This window comes from Bacillus sp. B28, assembly GCF_029536185.1.
GTDB lineage: Bacteria > Bacillota > Bacilli > Bacillales > Bacillaceae > Bacillus > Bacillus halotolerans.
On sequence record NZ_CP120511.1, the window covers coordinates 3,737,519 to 3,753,577 of the forward strand.

Below are 16,059 nucleotides of genomic sequence, written 5' to 3' on the forward strand. Positions count from 1 at the left end.
AAAGATCTGCTAGAAAAACAAAAAAAGGGAGGATTCAATTATGAAAAAAGCTGTCATTGTAGAAAACAAAGGTTGCGCGACATGTTCAATCGGAGCCGCTTGTTTAGTGGACGGACCTATCCCTGATTTTGAAATTGCCGGTGCAACAGGTCTATTCGGTCTCTGGGGATAAGGTTCTCCGGAAAAGGGCATAGTAAATTACTATGCCCTTTTTAACTAAAATACAAATTTTAACTAAAATCTACATCTTGGTTATACATACACAGTGATTTTTATATTTGAATCATATGTATAGGGGATGGTATTTTGTTTATAGAGCAGATGTTTCCATTTATTAATGAAAGTGTAAGAGTCCACCAGTTGCCTGAGGGCGGCGTGCTGGAAATTGACTACATGCGTGATAACGTCTCGATCTCTGATTTTGAATACTTAGATCTCAACAAAACGGCTTACGAGCTTTGTATGCTGATGGACGGTCAAAGAACGGCTGAACAGATTTTAGAAGAGCAATGCGCAAAGTATGATGAGTCGCCGGAAGACCACAAGGACTGGTACTATGACATGCTCAGCATGCTTTTGAACAAGCAGGTCATTCAGCTAGAAAACCGGGCCCGCTTTCACAAAATCGCCACCAGCGGAAGCAATGAATTTCCGATGCCGCTGCATGCCACCTTTGAGCTGACGCACCGCTGCAATTTAAAGTGCGCCCACTGCTATTTAGAAAGCTCGCCGGAAGCGCTCGGCACCGTATCCATTGATCAATTTAAGAAAACGGCTGATATGCTGTATGATAACGGCGTTTTAACGTGTGAAATCACAGGCGGCGAAATTTTCGTCCATCCAAACGCCAATGAGATTCTTGAATATGTGTTAAAGAAATTCAAAAAAGTCGCCGTCTTAACCAACGGAACGCTGATGCGAAAAGAAAGCCTGGAGATGTTAAAAGCCTATAAGCAAAAAATCATCGTCGGCATATCACTGGATAGCGTACAGTCCGAAGTGCATGATTCATTTAGAGGGAGAAAAGGCTCTTTTGCCCAAACCTGTAAAACGATAAAATTGTTGAGTGATCATGGTATTTTTGTCAGAGTCGCCATGTCGGTTTTCGAAAAAAACATGTGGGAAATCCACGATATGGCCCAAAAGGTGCGCGATCTCGGGGCGAAAGCGTTCTCTTACAATTGGGTTGATGATTTCGGAAGAGGCAGAGATATTGTCCATCCGACGAAAGATGCCGAACAGCACCGCAAATTTATGGAGTACGAGCAAAATGTCATTGATGAATTTAAAGATTTGATCCCGATCATTCCGTATGAAAGAAAACGTGCGGCGAACTGCGGCGCCGGCTGGAAATCAATTGTGATCAGCCCGTTCGGAGAAGTACGCCCGTGCGCACTCTTCCCGAAGGAATTTTCATTGGGAAATATATTTCATGATTCATATGAAAGCATCTTTGACTCCCCTCTTGTCCATAAATTGTGGAAAGCGCAGGCGCCGCGGTTCAGCGAGCATTGCATGAAAGACAAATGCCCGTTCAGCGGCTATTGCGGAGGCTGTTACTTAAAAGGGCTGAACTCCAACAAATACCACAGAAAAAACATCTGCTCCTGGGCGAAAAATGAACAATTAGAAGATGTGGTCCAGCTTATTTAGGAGGGAAACAATTTGTCACCAGCACAAAGAAAAATGTTACTGTATATCCTTTCATTTATTTTTGTCATCGGCGCGGTCGTCTACTTCGTAAAAAGCGATTATGTGTTTACGCTGATTTCTATCGCCATCGCCATAATTTTCGGTATGCGCGCGCGGAAGGCTGACTCGCGATGAGCATTTTGGATATACACGATGTATCCGTTTGGTATGAACGGGACAACGTCATCTTAGAAAACGTGGATTTACAATTAGAAAAAGGCGCCGTTTACGGACTGCTTGGGGTAAACGGCGCCGGAAAAACAACGCTGATCAATACGCTGACAGGGGTAAACCGCAATTTCAGCGGGCACTTTACGCTGTGCGGCATTGAAGCGGATGCCGGCATGCCGCAGAAAACATCAGATGAGCTGAAGACCCGCCGCTACTTTGCTGCCGATTATCCGCTTCTATTTACAGAAATTACGGCGAAGGACTATGTTTCTTTCGTTCATTCTTTGTATCAGAAAGATTTCTCAGAGCAGCAATTTAACAGTTTGGCAGAGGAATTTCACTTTTCCCAATACACAAACCGGAGAATTTCCGAGCTGTCTCTCGGCAACAGGCAAAAGGTTGTGTTGATGACCGGGCTATTGCTCGGGGCTCCCCTGTTTATTTTGGATGAGCCGCTTGTCGGCTTGGATGTGGAGTCAATAGAGGTCTTTTATCAGAAAATGCAGGCGTATTGCAAGGCAGGCGGAACGATTTTGTTTTCTTCCCATTTGCTCGATGTGGTGCAGAGATTTTGTGATTATGCGGCCATTCTTCATCACAAACAGATCCGGAAGGTCATTCCGATTGGAGAGGAGACTGATCTTCGGCGTGAATTTTTTGAGGTGATCGGCCATGAATAACCTGTTTCCGATTCTGTCATTGCTGTTCAAACAGCTTTACGGCCGCCAAGGAAAAAAAGACGCCATTCGCATCACCGCAGGGCTTGCCGTTTTGGCCTTGTTTGAAATCGGGCTGATCCGCCAGGCAGGCATTGATGAATCAACCTTAGGAAAAACATACATCACGCTTGCGCTTCTGTTTATGAATGCGTACATGGTGTTTCTCTCTGTTACATCCCAATGGAAGGAATCTTACATGAAGCTGAGCTGTCTATTGCCGATCTCTTCCCGGAGCTTCTGGCTCGCTCAGAGTGCGGTTTTGTTTGTTGATACTTGCTTGAGAAGGACGCTGTTTTTTTTCATATTACCGCTGTTCTTATTCGGAAACGGAACGCTGTCAGGAGCACAAACCCTGTATTGGCTCGGCAGATTTTCGTTTTTTACTGTCTATTCGATTATTTTCGGCGTTTTGTTAAGCAATCTTTTCGTCAAAAAAAGGAGAACGGCACTCCTGCTGCATGCGGCGGCATTCACCTGCGTGTGCTTCAGTGCGGCTTTGATGCCTGCCGTGATCCCGCTATGTGCGATTCATATGCTCTGGGCTATTGTGATTGACTTCCCTTCATTCTTGCAGGCGCCTCAGCAGCAGAGCAAAATGCATTCTTTTATGCGGACATCAGAATTTTCGTTTTATAAAAGAGAATGGAACCGGTTTATTTCCTCCAAAGCGATGCTGTTAAATTATATTGTGATGGGGGCATTCAGCGGCTTCTTTTCGTTTCAGATGATGAACACCGGCATTGCCGATCAGCATGTCGTCTATATCGTGATTAGCGCTCTCCTGCTGATCTGCTCACCGATTGCTTTATTGTATTCTCTTGAGAAAAATGACCGGATACTGCTGATCACGCTTCCGATTAAACGCAGAACGATGCTTTGGGCGAAATATCGCTTTTATTCCGGTTTATTGGCCGGCGGGTTTATTTTGATTGCCATGATAATGGGCTTGATCAGCGGCCGGCCGATTTCACTTTTGACTTTTTTGCAGTGTATGGAATTGCTGCTGGCGGGGGCTTATATTCGGTTAATTTCAGATGAAAAAAAGCCGTCCTTCAGCTGGCAGACGGAGCAGCAGCTCTGGAGCGGTTTCTCTAAATACCGTTCCTATGTATTTTGTATTCCTCTTTTTTTAGCTACTTTAACAGGCACTGTTATTTCCTTGGCAGTCATTCCGATTGCCGGGCTGATCATTGTCTATTTACTGCAAAAACAGGATGGTGGTTTCTTTGATACAAGCGGAAAAAGAGAACGGCTTGGAAGTTAACCTGCTGACGACTGATCAATTTTCAACCATCTCGATCGCCGCGAGCTTTCTGAAGCCGATCGAAAGCGCGGCGGAACCTGAAGAAGAAACGATCTATTTTTATGGCGCGGCTGCACACCAGAAGCAAAACATCATCGACACTTTCGGCTATGCCGCCGGCCGCCGCTTCATGTATTCATCAAATCTCTTTTTTGACCGGCAGCTGAAAACGTACGGGACCCGCATGATTCATCCGTTATATGCTGAGGGATTTCATACAGATGCTGTTCTGAACACCTTTGTTGACATGTCCTCCTTTCCGGCTTCTCTTTCTGCCAGCGCAGCGGAAAAGGCAAAAGCCGAACTGCTGCTGAAAATGGAAAAGACATTCGCTGACCCGTTCTCCTATTCAGCAGCCCGTCTGGCGGAGGAAGCCTTTGGAAACCCGATGTACGGCACTGCCATGTTTGGCCGGAAAGACAAGCTTATGGCTGTGCATCCTAAACGTTTTCTGGATGCGTCGGAATTTATTGCTGATTTATTTTCTCAGCAGAAACAGCTGAACATATTAGGAAACATACAGTCATGTGATGTTCAGGGACATGCCCCACAGGCGTCCGCCGTGTCTGCTGTAAGAAAACCCGTGAATCAGGATATTTTCGAAACAGAGACACGCAGCACAGCAGGTCCGTCCGTTATGACACTTGGCTTTGACTGCGGGGACATGAAAGATGTCCGCGATTATTTAGCCATGCAGCTGATAGACGGATTGCTCGGCAAATACGGCCATTCCGCTTTATTTCGGCATTTTCGCGAAAAAGATCTGGCCGTTTATCATGTGATCACCCGCTATGACATCATGAGCAATATGCTGCTTGTTTCCGTATGCACCGACCAGCTTCATGAAAACGAGATTCCTCCAAGAGTTTTGGAAGCTGTATCGCGTTTCCACGCGGATGAACCGGAATTAAAAAAGGCACAACAATTTTTAATCAATGAAATCCTGCTGCAATTTGATTCTCCTGAAGGACTCTTAGCCTATATGGGAATCCTGCGCCGTTTCTCTTGCAAAAAAGAAGACTTGCTGGACAGCATCTCAGCAGTCACGTGCCGCGATTTGCTGCAATTCATCAAAAATCTTACATATATCGGAGCTCATGTAGTAAGGGGATGAGAGATATGGAAAAGGAAGCCTTTTTTCAACAGCTGGATGAACGAACCGATATCAGATACACAGACAAGGGAATGAAAATATTCAGGTTACAATTCCCCCGCGCCCATTTAAGACTGTGCAATGTCAAAACCGGCTTTGGAAGCCAGGATGTCCGCTTACAGTCAGAAACCGGCAGCCGGATGCTGCCATATGGCACAGCGCACTTTTTAGAACATCTCCTCTTTTGGCATAACGGCCGGAACCTGTATAGTGATTTTTTTGAACACGGCGCGCTGTTGAATGCGTTCACCACTTACACTGATACAAATTTCATGTTTACCTCATTGCCGGATCGGCTCAGACAAACCATTCCAGTCCTGCTTGACGCTTTATGGAACCACTCGTTTGACGAGCAGATCATTGCTCAGGAAAAAGCCGTGATTACAAGTGAAATAGATACGGCGCTTCTCAACCACCAGCTTCATTACCATTATCAGCTGATCCAGATGCTGTCTCCTGCCTCACCAGCCGCAATCTTCCCCGCAGGCAGAAAAAGAGACATTGAGGCTCTGTCGATCTGTGATCTGCAGGAAGCCTATGCTGCCGCCTACCAGCCCCATCGGATGACGCTGTTTCTGATTGGCGGCCCAGAAGATGCGGAAACTCTTTTGCCTTCTCAGCTCAGACTGGAAAAGTGCTCTGGCAGCCGCTCTGACAGAAAGATCGTCCCTGCGTGCCCTCCCCTCTCATCAAAAGAGGTAAAGGGTGATCTGGAGCGGCCGGAAGACACTTGGACCGGAATACAAATCGGGGCGCTCCCAGGAGAAAACGGACTTTTGACCTTGAAGCTGTATTGGGACATTGCCTCTCGCATCCTGTTTCACATGGATTCGCCGTTTTTTCAAGAGATCCGGCAAACGTACCGCTTGAATATCCAAAGCCTGTCAGCGGATGTTCACTTATCAGAGGATGGCGGCTTTTTGATCCTTCACAGTAAAGGGGCGCATTCTTCCGCATATATCGATGTGGCATCTTACTATATCACGCAGCAGAAAAACCGTACCGAAGCCTGGCTTGAGTACGGCAAGGATTCTTTAGTCAACGCGATCATCTATGACAGTGATTACGCGCGTAAATGCTTTGAATGGGCGGCAGAATGTGAACAGTACGATTGCTCGTTTCTCGGCCTTTACCGCACCATTCAGCAGATGAATTCTCATGATTTCTTGGCTCTCATTGAAGCAATGGTTTCTTCTAACAAAGCAGTCATTCATGTACCCCAGAAAGAAGTGATGAGACAATGAAAAAAAGCACTGTCTTTACTTTATTATTGCTGCTTGCGGCCATGGCGGCTTATTCCTTCGGCTGGTTTCACTCAGGTGCCGAAGCCGCGGGCCAATATGTACAGCTGATCAAAAATGACGCTGCCCGCCTTGGGCTGTTGGCTTGTGCCGCTTCCGTACTGATGCTTCCCGCCTTTCTCTATCTTCACTACGTGACGCAATCTGTCAAAAACATGACAGCAGCTTTTCAGAAACTCACACAGTCTCATCAAAGCTGCTGTGACTTTCAGCATCGCAAGCTGTGCAGCCGTTATGCCGACGATGTAAAATTGCTGCGCGACAGCTATAGGGGCATCCGCCAATCATATGTGATGGCTGCTGTATTGTATCAGGTCATCGTTTTCGGCTGCATGTTCGAAATCGTCAAGGCCGTTCCCTTCAGCTTTCATACGTCCCCTGCCGTTACAATGGGGCTTGCGGTGTTACTGATTTTGTATTTATTGTTTTATTTGCGAACGTACTTGCTGCAGCTTTTTCAGCATGGAAACCTGTTCCGGAAAGTGCTTGTGGGAGTGCTGACAGGAGCCGGGATTTGGTGGATGCTCAGTTTTACTATAAGTGAACTGCTGTTTCTGATCATCTTAGCTGCCATCCAGCAGATCGGATCTTTTATTTATAAACGATTCTCTTATCGCAGCCCTGCTTCTCTCGATCTATAAAAACATCTACATTGCAATCGAGGACGGACCGGCGCCAACCGGAATGACCGTCACGGCTGAATCATCACTCGTGCGGTACACGGTCACTGCATTGTCGCCGGGCTTTGTCGGATGTTACTGTGAGGTTATAGACATTAGGAAGAGACACGTTTGCAATTTCCTTTGTGCGGCAGTATTAACGACATATACATTGTTAATGAGAAACGGTTCACTATAAGACTCTGGAAAATAAGCCCTAGTACTATCCAGAGAACATACAATTGTCCTCAAAGTTTCAAATAGGCGGTCAAAGCCACCCCCTGCTCAAGGGTGACAAACTGATCTCTGTTACACCCTTCGGTCCTAGTTCACCACTCATCACGTCTATACTCCATGTAACCGCAGTGACTGCTTCCGCAGGATCAACGACAAACCCCTCCGGAACTTCAATCGGCACTTGAAATGGCGCTTCTCGACTGGCATCTTCATCACAAAAACAGAAACAATTTTCCTGTAAAACAGAAAAATCATTCTTTTTTCTGATTTCACATCCCTTTTAGAGATGCATAGTTGGTTAAATCGCAATGTCACTCGGTGAAACGCCAAGCGATATGACAGTTTCCACAGAATAATCATCCGTGTTGTAAACAGTGATGCTTTGCTCTATAAAATTTGTTGCATACAGAAACTCGCCATTCGGGGTAAACGCAATGTCTCTTGCCAATTGCGGAAGATTTCCTATTACGCCTGCACCACTTGGACTGACGGAATATAGATTGTGAGTGAAATCATCAAACAAATACACCCCTGATCCGCTCTTGAACATTCCATATTCACCTTCATACTCCAGCTCTTGGGTGCTGCTGATCGTAAATGTATTCAAATCAATCACCGTCAAATAATTGAAAAAGAATTCTTGTTCTAATACATAAAGGTAACGTTCCGGCCAACCCGTTTCTAGGGCATTTACGATAAGATCCCGTTCAATAGTTCCTGTCACTTCACCTGTGTTTAAGTCCAATCTTTGCACTGAACCGAAACCAAGCAGATACGCAAACAATCCATTTGGATCAATTGCAACATCAAAGCCTTCAAAAGGAATAGACCTTTCAACAGTTAAGGTTTCAATTCCTATCACATTTATGGCACCACCAGCGACAACATAAAAAAATTCGTGTCCAGGTATAAAAGATATGGATTCCGGCGGCTGATCCAGCAAAATAGAAGCTGTAACACTCAATGTGTCTTGACTGATGACAGAAATGACACGATCATAGTAATGCAAAACAAACACAGAGGTGTTATCTGGCGCCTTTTCTATCCTTGTAGGTTGGTATGGAAGAGAAATCGTCGTCACAACAGTATGAGTGTTGGTATCAATCACAGAAACCGACTGATCATCTGGATTCGCTGTGAACGCATAAACGGGTTCGGGCTCCGGCGCAGGTACAAGCACAATCGTTCCCGTCACCGATAATGGACTGCCGTAAAATGGCGGGACGACAACAAGGTTCTCGATCGTAATGTCACTGACATCCGGACAATCATCCGGTTCATCAGAATAATAGACAACTTGATCGATCTCCACATTGTGAATGACAGAAACAGCCCCCTCCCCTTGTCCATATTGGTTTCGCACAGGTGAGACACTGACCAGAAGCGTAACGGTTCCCTGCAGGCGGACTGCAAATTGAACACCGATTTCATCAGGCTCAGGCCCCGTCTCAATTAAGCAGCGTTCACTGACACAAGAAAGGCTGTCTGCATTCCACGTGACGTTTGCAACAGCTTCAGCCGGATCAACGACAAACCCCTCAGGCAATTCAATCGGCGCTTGAAACATCGCTTCACGACTGGTTTCTTCCTCACAAAAACATAAACAATCTTGTGCAGCTTCTGCTTTTTCTTTAAAGGAAAGCTTGTTTTTCCTCATTTCATCACTTCCTTTTCAGACATACACTGCTCACGCAGATACAACAGAATATGGAAGGTGAATGCATTTGCTTGTACAAACAGCCGAGGGTAAAAGCTGTTTTTGAAGAAATTCCGGCCATCATGCGGTGTAACGAAAGAAAAGATTGCGGTTTTTTTGCGCTTCTCACAAGAATGATGATGATAAAATATGACATATATAGAATAATGAAGGGAGGGATTTTCAAACGTGACAAGTGTCATATCTTCTTCTTCCGTTGGAGAAAAGATTAATGAATGGTATATGTACATACGCCGATTCAGCATACCGGATGCGGAATATTTACGAAGAGAAATCAAACAAGAGCTGGATCAAATGGAAGAAGACCAGGATCTTCATTTGTATTATTCACTGATGGAATTCCGGCACAATCTGATGCTTGAGTATCTTGAACCGTTAGAAAACATGCGGATAGAGGAACAGCCGCGACTGTCCGATTTGTTGCTTGAGATTGATAAAAAACAGGCTCGTTTAACCGGACTGCTTGAATACTACTTTAATTTCTTCAGAGGTATGTACGAACTGGATCGCCGGGAATATATATTAGCCATTCAATTTTTTAAAAAAGCAGAGAGCAAACTGACTTTTGTGACAGATAAAATTGATAAAGCTGAGTTCTTTTTCAAAATGTCAGAAGTTTATTACTATATGAAGCAAACTTATGTGTCCATGGACTATGCACGTCAAGCCTTTGAAATATACAATGAACAAACTACATATGATATCAGAATGATTCAATGCCAATCCCTGTTTGGAGCTAACTTTTTGGATCTGAAACAGTATGATAAAGCAATTGCCCATTTCCAAAAAGCTTATACACTTGCTGAGGCGGCACAGCAGCCGCAGCTAATGGGAAGAACGCTTTATAATATTGCACTTTGCAAGCAAAACCAACACAGTCTTGAATCAGCGATAGAGTATGTAAAAAAATCTATTCATGTATTTGAAGAATCGAAAATGCTTCCTTCACTGCCACAAGCTTTTTTCCTAATTACACAAATTTATTTTAAATTAGGCAAGATTGATAACGCTTGTGAATATCATATTAAAGGAAGAGAATATTCAATAGCTGCCGGAGACACTGTGTACTTAATGGAGTTTGAATTTTTGGAATCTTTATACTTGTCTGGACCTGATGAAGAAGCAATAGAAAAATGTTTTGTTTTCCTTGAAAGTAAAATGATGTATGCTGATATTGAAGACTTTGCACTCGATGTTGCTAAGTATTATCATCAGCAGGAAAATTACAAAAAAGCATCTACTTATTTTTTAAAGGTTGAAGAAGCAAGACAGCACATTCAAGGGGGGGTGAATTTATATGAAATGGAAGTATAAATTATTACTCGCTTGTTTAGCTGTGAGTGCTGTATTTGTCACAGTAGAAGTATCAAATTCATCTACAGAACATTTTGATGTTGCACAACGTGCTATGATATAAGACCGCCTTTATCGGCGGTTTTTTTCGTCCCCTCTTTCCACCTTGAATAAGATGTTTGCAAAGCATGAGAACAAAAAACATCCAGACAAAGTCTGGATGTTTCTCTTATTTCACAAACCCAAGCAGCATTTCACGAATGATTTTGCTGGCTGTGTTTGCCGTTTGCTCTGAGTGGTCGTAAATCGGAGCTACTTCTACTAAATCAGCGCCCTTCACGTTTACTTCTGAGCGCGCGATTTCATGGACGGATGCAAGCAGTTCTTTAGACGTGATGCCGCCTGCGTCAACGGTTCCTGTCCCCGGTGCGTGAGCAGGGTCTAATACGTCAATGTCGATTGTGACATATACCGGACGGCCTGCCAGCTTCGGTAGCACTTCTTTCAGCGGTTCAAGCACTTCAAATTTGGAGATGTGCATGCCGTTTTCCTTCGCCCAATCAAACTCTTCTTTCATGCCGGAACGGATTCCGAATGAATATACATTTTGCGGTCCGATCAATTCTGCCGCTTTGCGGATCGGCGTTGAGTGAGAAAGCGGTTCTCCCTCATAGTCAACGCGAAGATCTGTATGCGCATCAAAATGGATAATCGCAAGGTCGGGATATTTCTTGTGCATCGCTTTAATGACAGGCCATGTCACAAGATGCTCTCCACCCATTCCCATCGGGAACTTCCCTTTTTCTAAAATGCTGTCCACATACTCCTCAATCATATCAAGGCTTCTCTGCGGATTTCCGAACGGCAGCGGAATGTCGCCGGCGTCAAAGAAGTTCAGGTCGGCCAGATCACGGTCTAAATACGGGCTGTATTCTTCAAGGCCGATTGACACCTCGCGGATTCTGCTCGGGCCAAAGCGTGAGCCCGGACGATAGCTGACCGTCCAGTCCATCGGCATGCCGTAAAGGATGGCGTCCGCCCCTTCCCACTCGGGACGGCTCGCGATAAATACTTTTCCTGAATAAGCTTCATCAAATCTCATCTATAATACCCTCGCTTTCCTGTAAAAAAGCGCAAGATTCGCTCCTGCGCCATACCATCATTATTTAATCAGGTCACTCACAAATTTCGGCAGAACAAACGCCGCTTTATGAATATCTTTTGTGTAATATTTCGTGTCAATATCAAAGAAACGGCTGTCATCCACTGCAAGCGGATCATATGTTTTCGAACCGATTGTAAATGTCCACAAACCGCTTGGGTATGTCGGAATGTTCGCAGTATACAGCTTCGTAATCGGGAAGATTTCCTTCACGTCACGCTGTACATTTGTGATTAATTCCGGTGTGAACCATGGGTTGTCCGTCTGAGCGACAAAAATGCCGTCTTCTTTCAGCGCCTTCGCGATTCCGGCATAGAACCCTTTTGTAAACAGGTTTACCGCAGGCCCGACTGGTTCAGTTGAATCTACCATAATGACGTCGTATTGATTTTCAGATTTCGCAATGTGCATAAATCCGTCATCCACCTGCACGTCAACACGCGGATCGTCAAGTTTTCCCGCAATAGAAGGAAGAAACTTTTTAGAGTATTCGATCACCTTGCCGTCAATATCAACAAGTGTCGCTTTTTTCACGCTCGGGTGCTTCAGGATTTCTCTGATGACGCCGCCGTCACCGCCGCCGACAACAAGCACATGCTCCGGATTAGGGTGCGTAAACAATGGCACATGCGCCACCATTTCGTGATAAACGAATTCATCTTTTTCAGACGTCATCACCATGCCGTCCAAAAACAGCATGTTGCCGAACTCTTCTGTTTCCACCATTTCTAAATGCTGAAACTCAGTTTGTTCTGTATGTAATGTTTTATTAACCTTCAATGTAATGCCAAAGTTTTTCGTCTGCTTCTCTGTGTACCAAAGTTCGCTCAATTGTCATCTCCCTTTCAAGGCTGTATTCATTTATTGTAAGCGTCTTTTCAGCTTTTATTCCCGGTTGAAATCGCATTTTCACCTAAGGAAAAAGTATAGAGGATGGCGGGGAAAAAGTAAAGATGCGTCCTGTCACACGATGTTTAAAAACAATCTTTTTTTCTCATAATAGTAGAAACATAAAAAAAGGGGGAACCATTGTGGATGCAATGACAAATAAACGGCTGAGACTGACGCTCAAAACCGTTCGCGCCTTTATCTTTCTTGGGGCTTTCGCGTGCTTAGCGGCAGCTGCTGTGTTTATGACTGTCATTTTGATAGCCAAATACCAGGGCGCTCCCTCGGTTCAAGTGCCGCAATCCACGATTTTGTTTGCGAGCGACGGCTCAAAACTCGGGGAGACGAACTATGGCGAAAAACGCTATTGGGTCCCCTTAAAAGACATGAATCCGACGATTGTAAAAGCGACGGTGGCGATTGAAGACCAGAACTTCTATGATCACCATGGCTTTGATTATAAACGCATGGCTGGTGCGGCGCTGGCCGACTTAAAAGCGCTGGCCAAGGTGCAGGGCGCAAGCACCATTACCCAGCAATATGCGAGAAACCTGTATCTTGAACACGACAAAACGTGGAAACGCAAATGGAATGAGGCATTCTATACAATTCGTCTGGAACAAAACTATTCTAAGGACGAGATATTAGAAGGCTATTTAAATACGATATACTACGGCCACGGCGCCTATGGGATCGAAGCCGCATCCCGCCTCTATTTCGGCAAGCATGCCAAAAACCTGACAGATGCGGAGGCGGCGCTTTTGGCCGGTATTCCGAAAGGCCCTTCCGGCTATTCGCCTTATGTCAATGAAACAAAGGCCAAGGATCGCCAAAAAACAATTGTGCGGATGATGGAAAAACAGCGGATGATCAGCCGTAAAAAAGCGGACGAGCTGATCAAAGAGCCCCTTTCCTATCAGCCGTTGAATAAACACGCCATTAGCAGAAAAGCGCCTTATTTCTATGATAATGCGATGAGAGATCTGGAAAAAAAACTCGGCATGACGCGGGAGCAAGTTGAAACGAGCGGGTTAAATGTGTATACAACCGTGAATAAACGGCTTCAGCGCATTGCCGAGGAAACCATTACCGAAACGGTTAACGCCGGTTCTGACATTCAAGTCGGATTTTCAGCCATTGATCCACGCACAGGAAACGTTCTCGCTCTTGTCGGCGGCAGGGATTATCAAAAAAGCCCGTTTGACCGGACGACACAGGCGAAACGCCAGCCCGCTTCGACAATCAAACCGTTACTTTATTATAAAGCGATTCAGAGCGGGTTTACGCCAGTGACACTGATGAAAAGCGAAGAAACCGAGTTTCAAATCGACGCAAAGGGAGAAACCTATTCTCCAAGCAACTATAACGGTTATTACGCAAACAAACCGATTACGCTTCTTCAGGCGCTGGCGCTTTCCGACAACATATACGCGGTGAAAACACATCTCTTTCTCGGCATGAACAAGCTCGTACAGGCATCAAAGGAATTCGGAATTACTGCAAAGCTTCAAGCATTGCCTTCCCTTGCGCTCGGCACTGAACCCGTACGCCCGATTGAGATGGTCAACGCTTACGCCATGCTGGCAAATGGCGGAAAGAAAATCGAACCGACCTTTATCACGAGAGTGACTGATGCAGCCGGACATGTACTGTACGAAAGCCCGAATCAGCATAAACAAGTGCTGGATGAAAAAGCTGCCTTTGTGACCGCTAATATGATGACAGGCATGTTTGATACAGATTTAAACGGCTATACATCCGTGACAGGACGGACAATCGCGGACCGCCTGACTAGAACCTATGCGGGAAAATCAGGCACAACAAGCGCAGACAGCTGGATGATCGGTTTCAACCCGAAGCTGGCTGCGGGTGTATGGACGGGCTATGACAAAAACAGCACCATCGACTCAGTCGCAGAAAAAAACTATGCCAAAACCATTTGGGCGGAGTTTATGGAGGATGCGCTCAAAGGAGAACCAGAAACAGCCTTTAAACCGCCAAAAGGCGTGATCGGCGTCTACATCGATCCGGCAACAGGCTACTCCTCCGGCCCCGGCTGCGCAGCCAAGCATTACACGTATTTTGTGAAAGGCACAGAGCCAGCGAATGTGTGCTTCGGCTCAGAGCCTGTCAAACAAACAAAAGACCAGCGTCCAGTCAAGGAAAAGCCCGCTTCCCCGAAAAAGTGGTGGGACAAATGGCTGGGACGGAATCATTAACAAATAACCCGGCTCCTCGGAGGCCGGGTTATTCGTATGGTTGGTCAATGATCCATGGAAGAAGCTTAACACAATCGAGCTGAATAATTGGCTTCGGGAAACCCTTAGGAATGTAAATTTGGTATTGCGGTACTGAAAATGAAATATGCCACGACAAATCAATCCTTTCCGGGTTCAATTCTTGTTTTCCTTCTACAATACGGCCTACTATAAAATAACTCGCTATATAAAAGTGCAAATGATCTTTTATCCCATGGTAATTTATATCTGTGCATTTGGGTACCATTTGCTGGTTTGCACTGAGTACATATACTTCTGGGTTAGAGATAGGCCTACCAATCCGTTGGTACCTTGTGCATGACACCCTTTTCTAGCTTCATATACGTGGAATAAGTAGTATCTTCGGATGGACCGTATAGGTTATACACCTTTTCAATCGGACTTCTCTCATACAAGTGCTGGACCAGTGACTGCGGCAACGGTTCTCCAGCTAAATTCATCACCTTTACCGAAGAAGGGATCGTCTTTGCTCGAACCAGTTCCTTCGCTGCTGATGGTACAGTATTGACCAAAGTCACATCCTTCGTACAAATACTTACGGTATTTCGTAAACATAATCATTTTAAATGGATATTAATTGAAATTAAATGGAACAAAAGGTTATTCAACCAGTTTCACAACTCTTTCACAACGGAGACAATCATAATGGAAATTAAGTTAGCCAAAGAAAAAATAGAGAATGAGGAAGGGCTTAACTATGTACTGATTCAACTTAAGTGGAATGAAAAAATACGTTCATAAAATTGATATACATCATTCCCAATATTGTTCTAAAGGCGTGAATATTAATCAGCTAAAAGAGAATTCGGACGGATCTCTTGTCATAAATAGATTAATTCAAAAGGAGAGTATTCTGTTTGAATTATATACAGAAACATTTAATCCTGAGTTAGTAGAAACCTTATCTTTTCCTGTTCATTTTGAGGGAAGTGATGGAATAGAGAAATGTATACAACAATCAATAAACATTCCCTTAGTTGATGAGAAAGAAGCCTAGAAATTCCTCTCAATGCAGAAGTGACAAACCTTGTGAATGAAGTAGTAAGAAAAGATAATCTGACGTTAAATGTAGGAGGTCAAAAAATGAATTTCATTCCTTATGTAGTGGAACAAACAAGCCGTGGTGAACGTTCTTATGACATTTATTCTCGTTTACTTAAGGATAGAATTATTATGTTAATAGGTGAAATTACAGATTCAGTAGCCAATAGTGTTATATCTCAATTACTGTTTCTCGATGCGGATGATCCTAAGAAAAACATTAGTATCTATATTAATTCTCCTGGAGGGTCTATCACGGCAGGTATGGCGATTTACGATCCCATGCAACATATAAGAGCAGATGTTAGTACTCTGTGCGTAGGGCTGGCAGCTTCAATGGGAGCTTTTCTGTTAGCTGGTGGAGTTAAAGGAAAATTTTTTGCTCTTACCAATAGCAAATCAACCATTAGGTGGAACAAGAGGACAGGCTTCTGACATTGAGAG

Annotated in this window: 15 protein-coding genes and 5 pseudogenes; 14 read left to right on the forward strand and 6 right to left on the reverse strand. The window is 44.6% G+C overall.

From position 1 onward, the window contains the following. Positions 1 to 40: 40 nt before the first annotated feature. The 9 genes and pseudogenes from sboA (at position 41) to P3L57_RS18675 (ending at position 6,980) form a co-directional block, all read left to right on the forward strand. Positions 41 to 172: a subtilosin A gene (gene sboA, locus P3L57_RS18640; RefSeq protein ID WP_003222002.1), complete on the forward strand. Its 132-nt coding sequence runs from the start codon at positions 41 to 43 to the stop codon at positions 170 to 172. Beyond that, positions 129 to 269 (forward strand): annotated as a pseudogene (locus P3L57_RS20785) (bacteriocin-like protein SboX). Before sboA ends, P3L57_RS20785 begins: the two are co-directional and overlap by 44 nt. Positions 270 to 306: 37 nt before the next feature. Further along, a complete protein-coding gene (gene albA, locus P3L57_RS18645; protein WP_044159802.1) occupies positions 307 to 1,653 on the forward strand; it encodes a subtilosin maturase AlbA in 1,347 nt (448 codons plus the stop codon). A 12-nt stretch (positions 1,654 to 1,665) separates the two neighbouring features. Further along, positions 1,666 to 1,827, forward strand: coding sequence for an antilisterial bacteriocin subtilosin biosynthesis protein AlbB (gene albB, locus P3L57_RS18650; RefSeq protein WP_059292334.1), 162 nt, complete (start codon positions 1,666 to 1,668; stop codon positions 1,825 to 1,827). Then, positions 1,824 to 2,543, forward strand: a complete 720-nt coding sequence (locus P3L57_RS18655) for an ATP-binding cassette domain-containing protein (RefSeq protein ID WP_069486784.1) — start codon at positions 1,824 to 1,826, stop codon at positions 2,541 to 2,543. Before albB ends, P3L57_RS18655 begins: the two co-directional genes overlap by 4 nt. Beyond that, on the forward strand, positions 2,536 to 3,846 hold the full coding sequence (locus P3L57_RS18660; RefSeq protein WP_069486783.1) for an antibiotic biosynthesis protein AlbD: 1,311 nt from the start codon (positions 2,536 to 2,538) through the stop codon (positions 3,844 to 3,846). The genes P3L57_RS18655 and P3L57_RS18660 overlap by 8 nt, the downstream gene beginning before the upstream one ends. Beyond that, positions 3,836 to 4,999, forward strand: a complete 1,164-nt coding sequence (locus P3L57_RS18665; RefSeq protein WP_083244507.1) for an insulinase family protein — start codon at positions 3,836 to 3,838, stop codon at positions 4,997 to 4,999. The genes P3L57_RS18660 and P3L57_RS18665 overlap by 11 nt, the downstream gene beginning before the upstream one ends. A 5-nt stretch (positions 5,000 to 5,004) precedes the next feature. Next, positions 5,005 to 6,282 carry a M16 family metallopeptidase gene (locus P3L57_RS18670; protein ID WP_069486781.1) on the forward strand — a complete coding sequence of 426 codons (1,278 nt, stop codon included), beginning with the start codon at positions 5,005 to 5,007 and terminating at the stop codon, positions 6,280 to 6,282. Beyond that, positions 6,279 to 6,980, forward strand: a complete 702-nt coding sequence (locus tag P3L57_RS18675) for a hypothetical protein (protein WP_044159813.1) — start codon at positions 6,279 to 6,281, stop codon at positions 6,978 to 6,980. Before P3L57_RS18670 ends, P3L57_RS18675 begins: the two co-directional genes overlap by 4 nt. A gap of 6 nt (positions 6,981 to 6,986) precedes the next feature. Here the strand turns inward: P3L57_RS18675 and P3L57_RS18680 are convergent. From P3L57_RS18680 to P3L57_RS18685, 3 genes and pseudogenes are all read right to left on the reverse strand, one after another. Then, positions 6,987 to 7,341 (reverse strand): annotated as a pseudogene (locus P3L57_RS18680) (YncE family protein); the annotation flags it as partial. Then, positions 7,333 to 7,503, reverse strand: a pseudogene (locus P3L57_RS20790) (YncE family protein); the annotation flags it as partial. The pseudogenes P3L57_RS20790 and P3L57_RS18680, both read right to left, overlap by 9 nt. Positions 7,504 to 7,533: 30 nt before the next feature. Then, positions 7,534 to 8,892, reverse strand: a complete 1,359-nt coding sequence (locus P3L57_RS18685; RefSeq protein WP_059335160.1) for a YncE family protein — start codon at positions 8,890 to 8,892, stop codon at positions 7,534 to 7,536. 228 nt (positions 8,893 to 9,120) lie between these two features. Between P3L57_RS18685 and P3L57_RS18690 the strand changes: the two genes are divergently transcribed. Continuing rightward, on the forward strand, positions 9,121 to 10,266 hold the full coding sequence (locus tag P3L57_RS18690; RefSeq protein ID WP_069486780.1) for a response regulator aspartate phosphatase: 1,146 nt from the start codon (positions 9,121 to 9,123) through the stop codon (positions 10,264 to 10,266). Continuing rightward, a complete protein-coding gene (locus tag P3L57_RS18695) occupies positions 10,250 to 10,369 on the forward strand; it encodes a PhrC/PhrF family phosphatase-inhibitory pheromone (RefSeq protein WP_024123223.1) in 120 nt (39 codons plus the stop codon). Before P3L57_RS18690 ends, P3L57_RS18695 begins: the two co-directional genes overlap by 17 nt. 105 nt (positions 10,370 to 10,474) lie before the next feature. On the opposite strand, the gene speB is transcribed toward P3L57_RS18695, so the two are convergent. Next, complete coding sequence (gene speB, locus P3L57_RS18700; RefSeq protein WP_069486779.1) at positions 10,475 to 11,347, reverse strand: agmatinase; 873 nt, start codon at positions 11,345 to 11,347, stop codon at positions 10,475 to 10,477. Between the two features lie 60 nt (positions 11,348 to 11,407). Further along, a complete protein-coding gene (gene speE / locus P3L57_RS18705) occupies positions 11,408 to 12,238 on the reverse strand; it encodes a spermidine synthase (protein ID WP_044159821.1) in 831 nt (276 codons plus the stop codon). 200 nt (positions 12,239 to 12,438) lie between these two features. Between speE and P3L57_RS18710 the strand changes: the two genes are divergently transcribed. Further along, a complete protein-coding gene (locus tag P3L57_RS18710; RefSeq protein WP_069486778.1) occupies positions 12,439 to 14,514 on the forward strand; it encodes a transglycosylase domain-containing protein in 2,076 nt (691 codons plus the stop codon). A 277-nt stretch (positions 14,515 to 14,791) separates the two neighbouring features. Here the strand turns inward: P3L57_RS18710 and P3L57_RS18715 are convergent. Further along, a pseudogene (locus tag P3L57_RS18715) lies at positions 14,792 to 15,107 on the reverse strand (AMP-binding protein); the annotation flags it as partial. Between the two features lie 188 nt (positions 15,108 to 15,295). On the opposite strand from P3L57_RS18715, the gene P3L57_RS18720 reads away from it, so the two are divergent. Next, on the forward strand, positions 15,296 to 15,571 hold the full coding sequence (locus P3L57_RS18720; RefSeq protein ID WP_059353722.1) for a hypothetical protein: 276 nt from the start codon (positions 15,296 to 15,298) through the stop codon (positions 15,569 to 15,571). Between the two features lie 86 nt (positions 15,572 to 15,657). After that, positions 15,658 to 16,057, forward strand: a pseudogene (locus P3L57_RS18725) (ATP-dependent Clp protease proteolytic subunit); the annotation flags it as partial. Between the last annotated feature and the right edge of the window lie 2 nt (positions 16,058 to 16,059).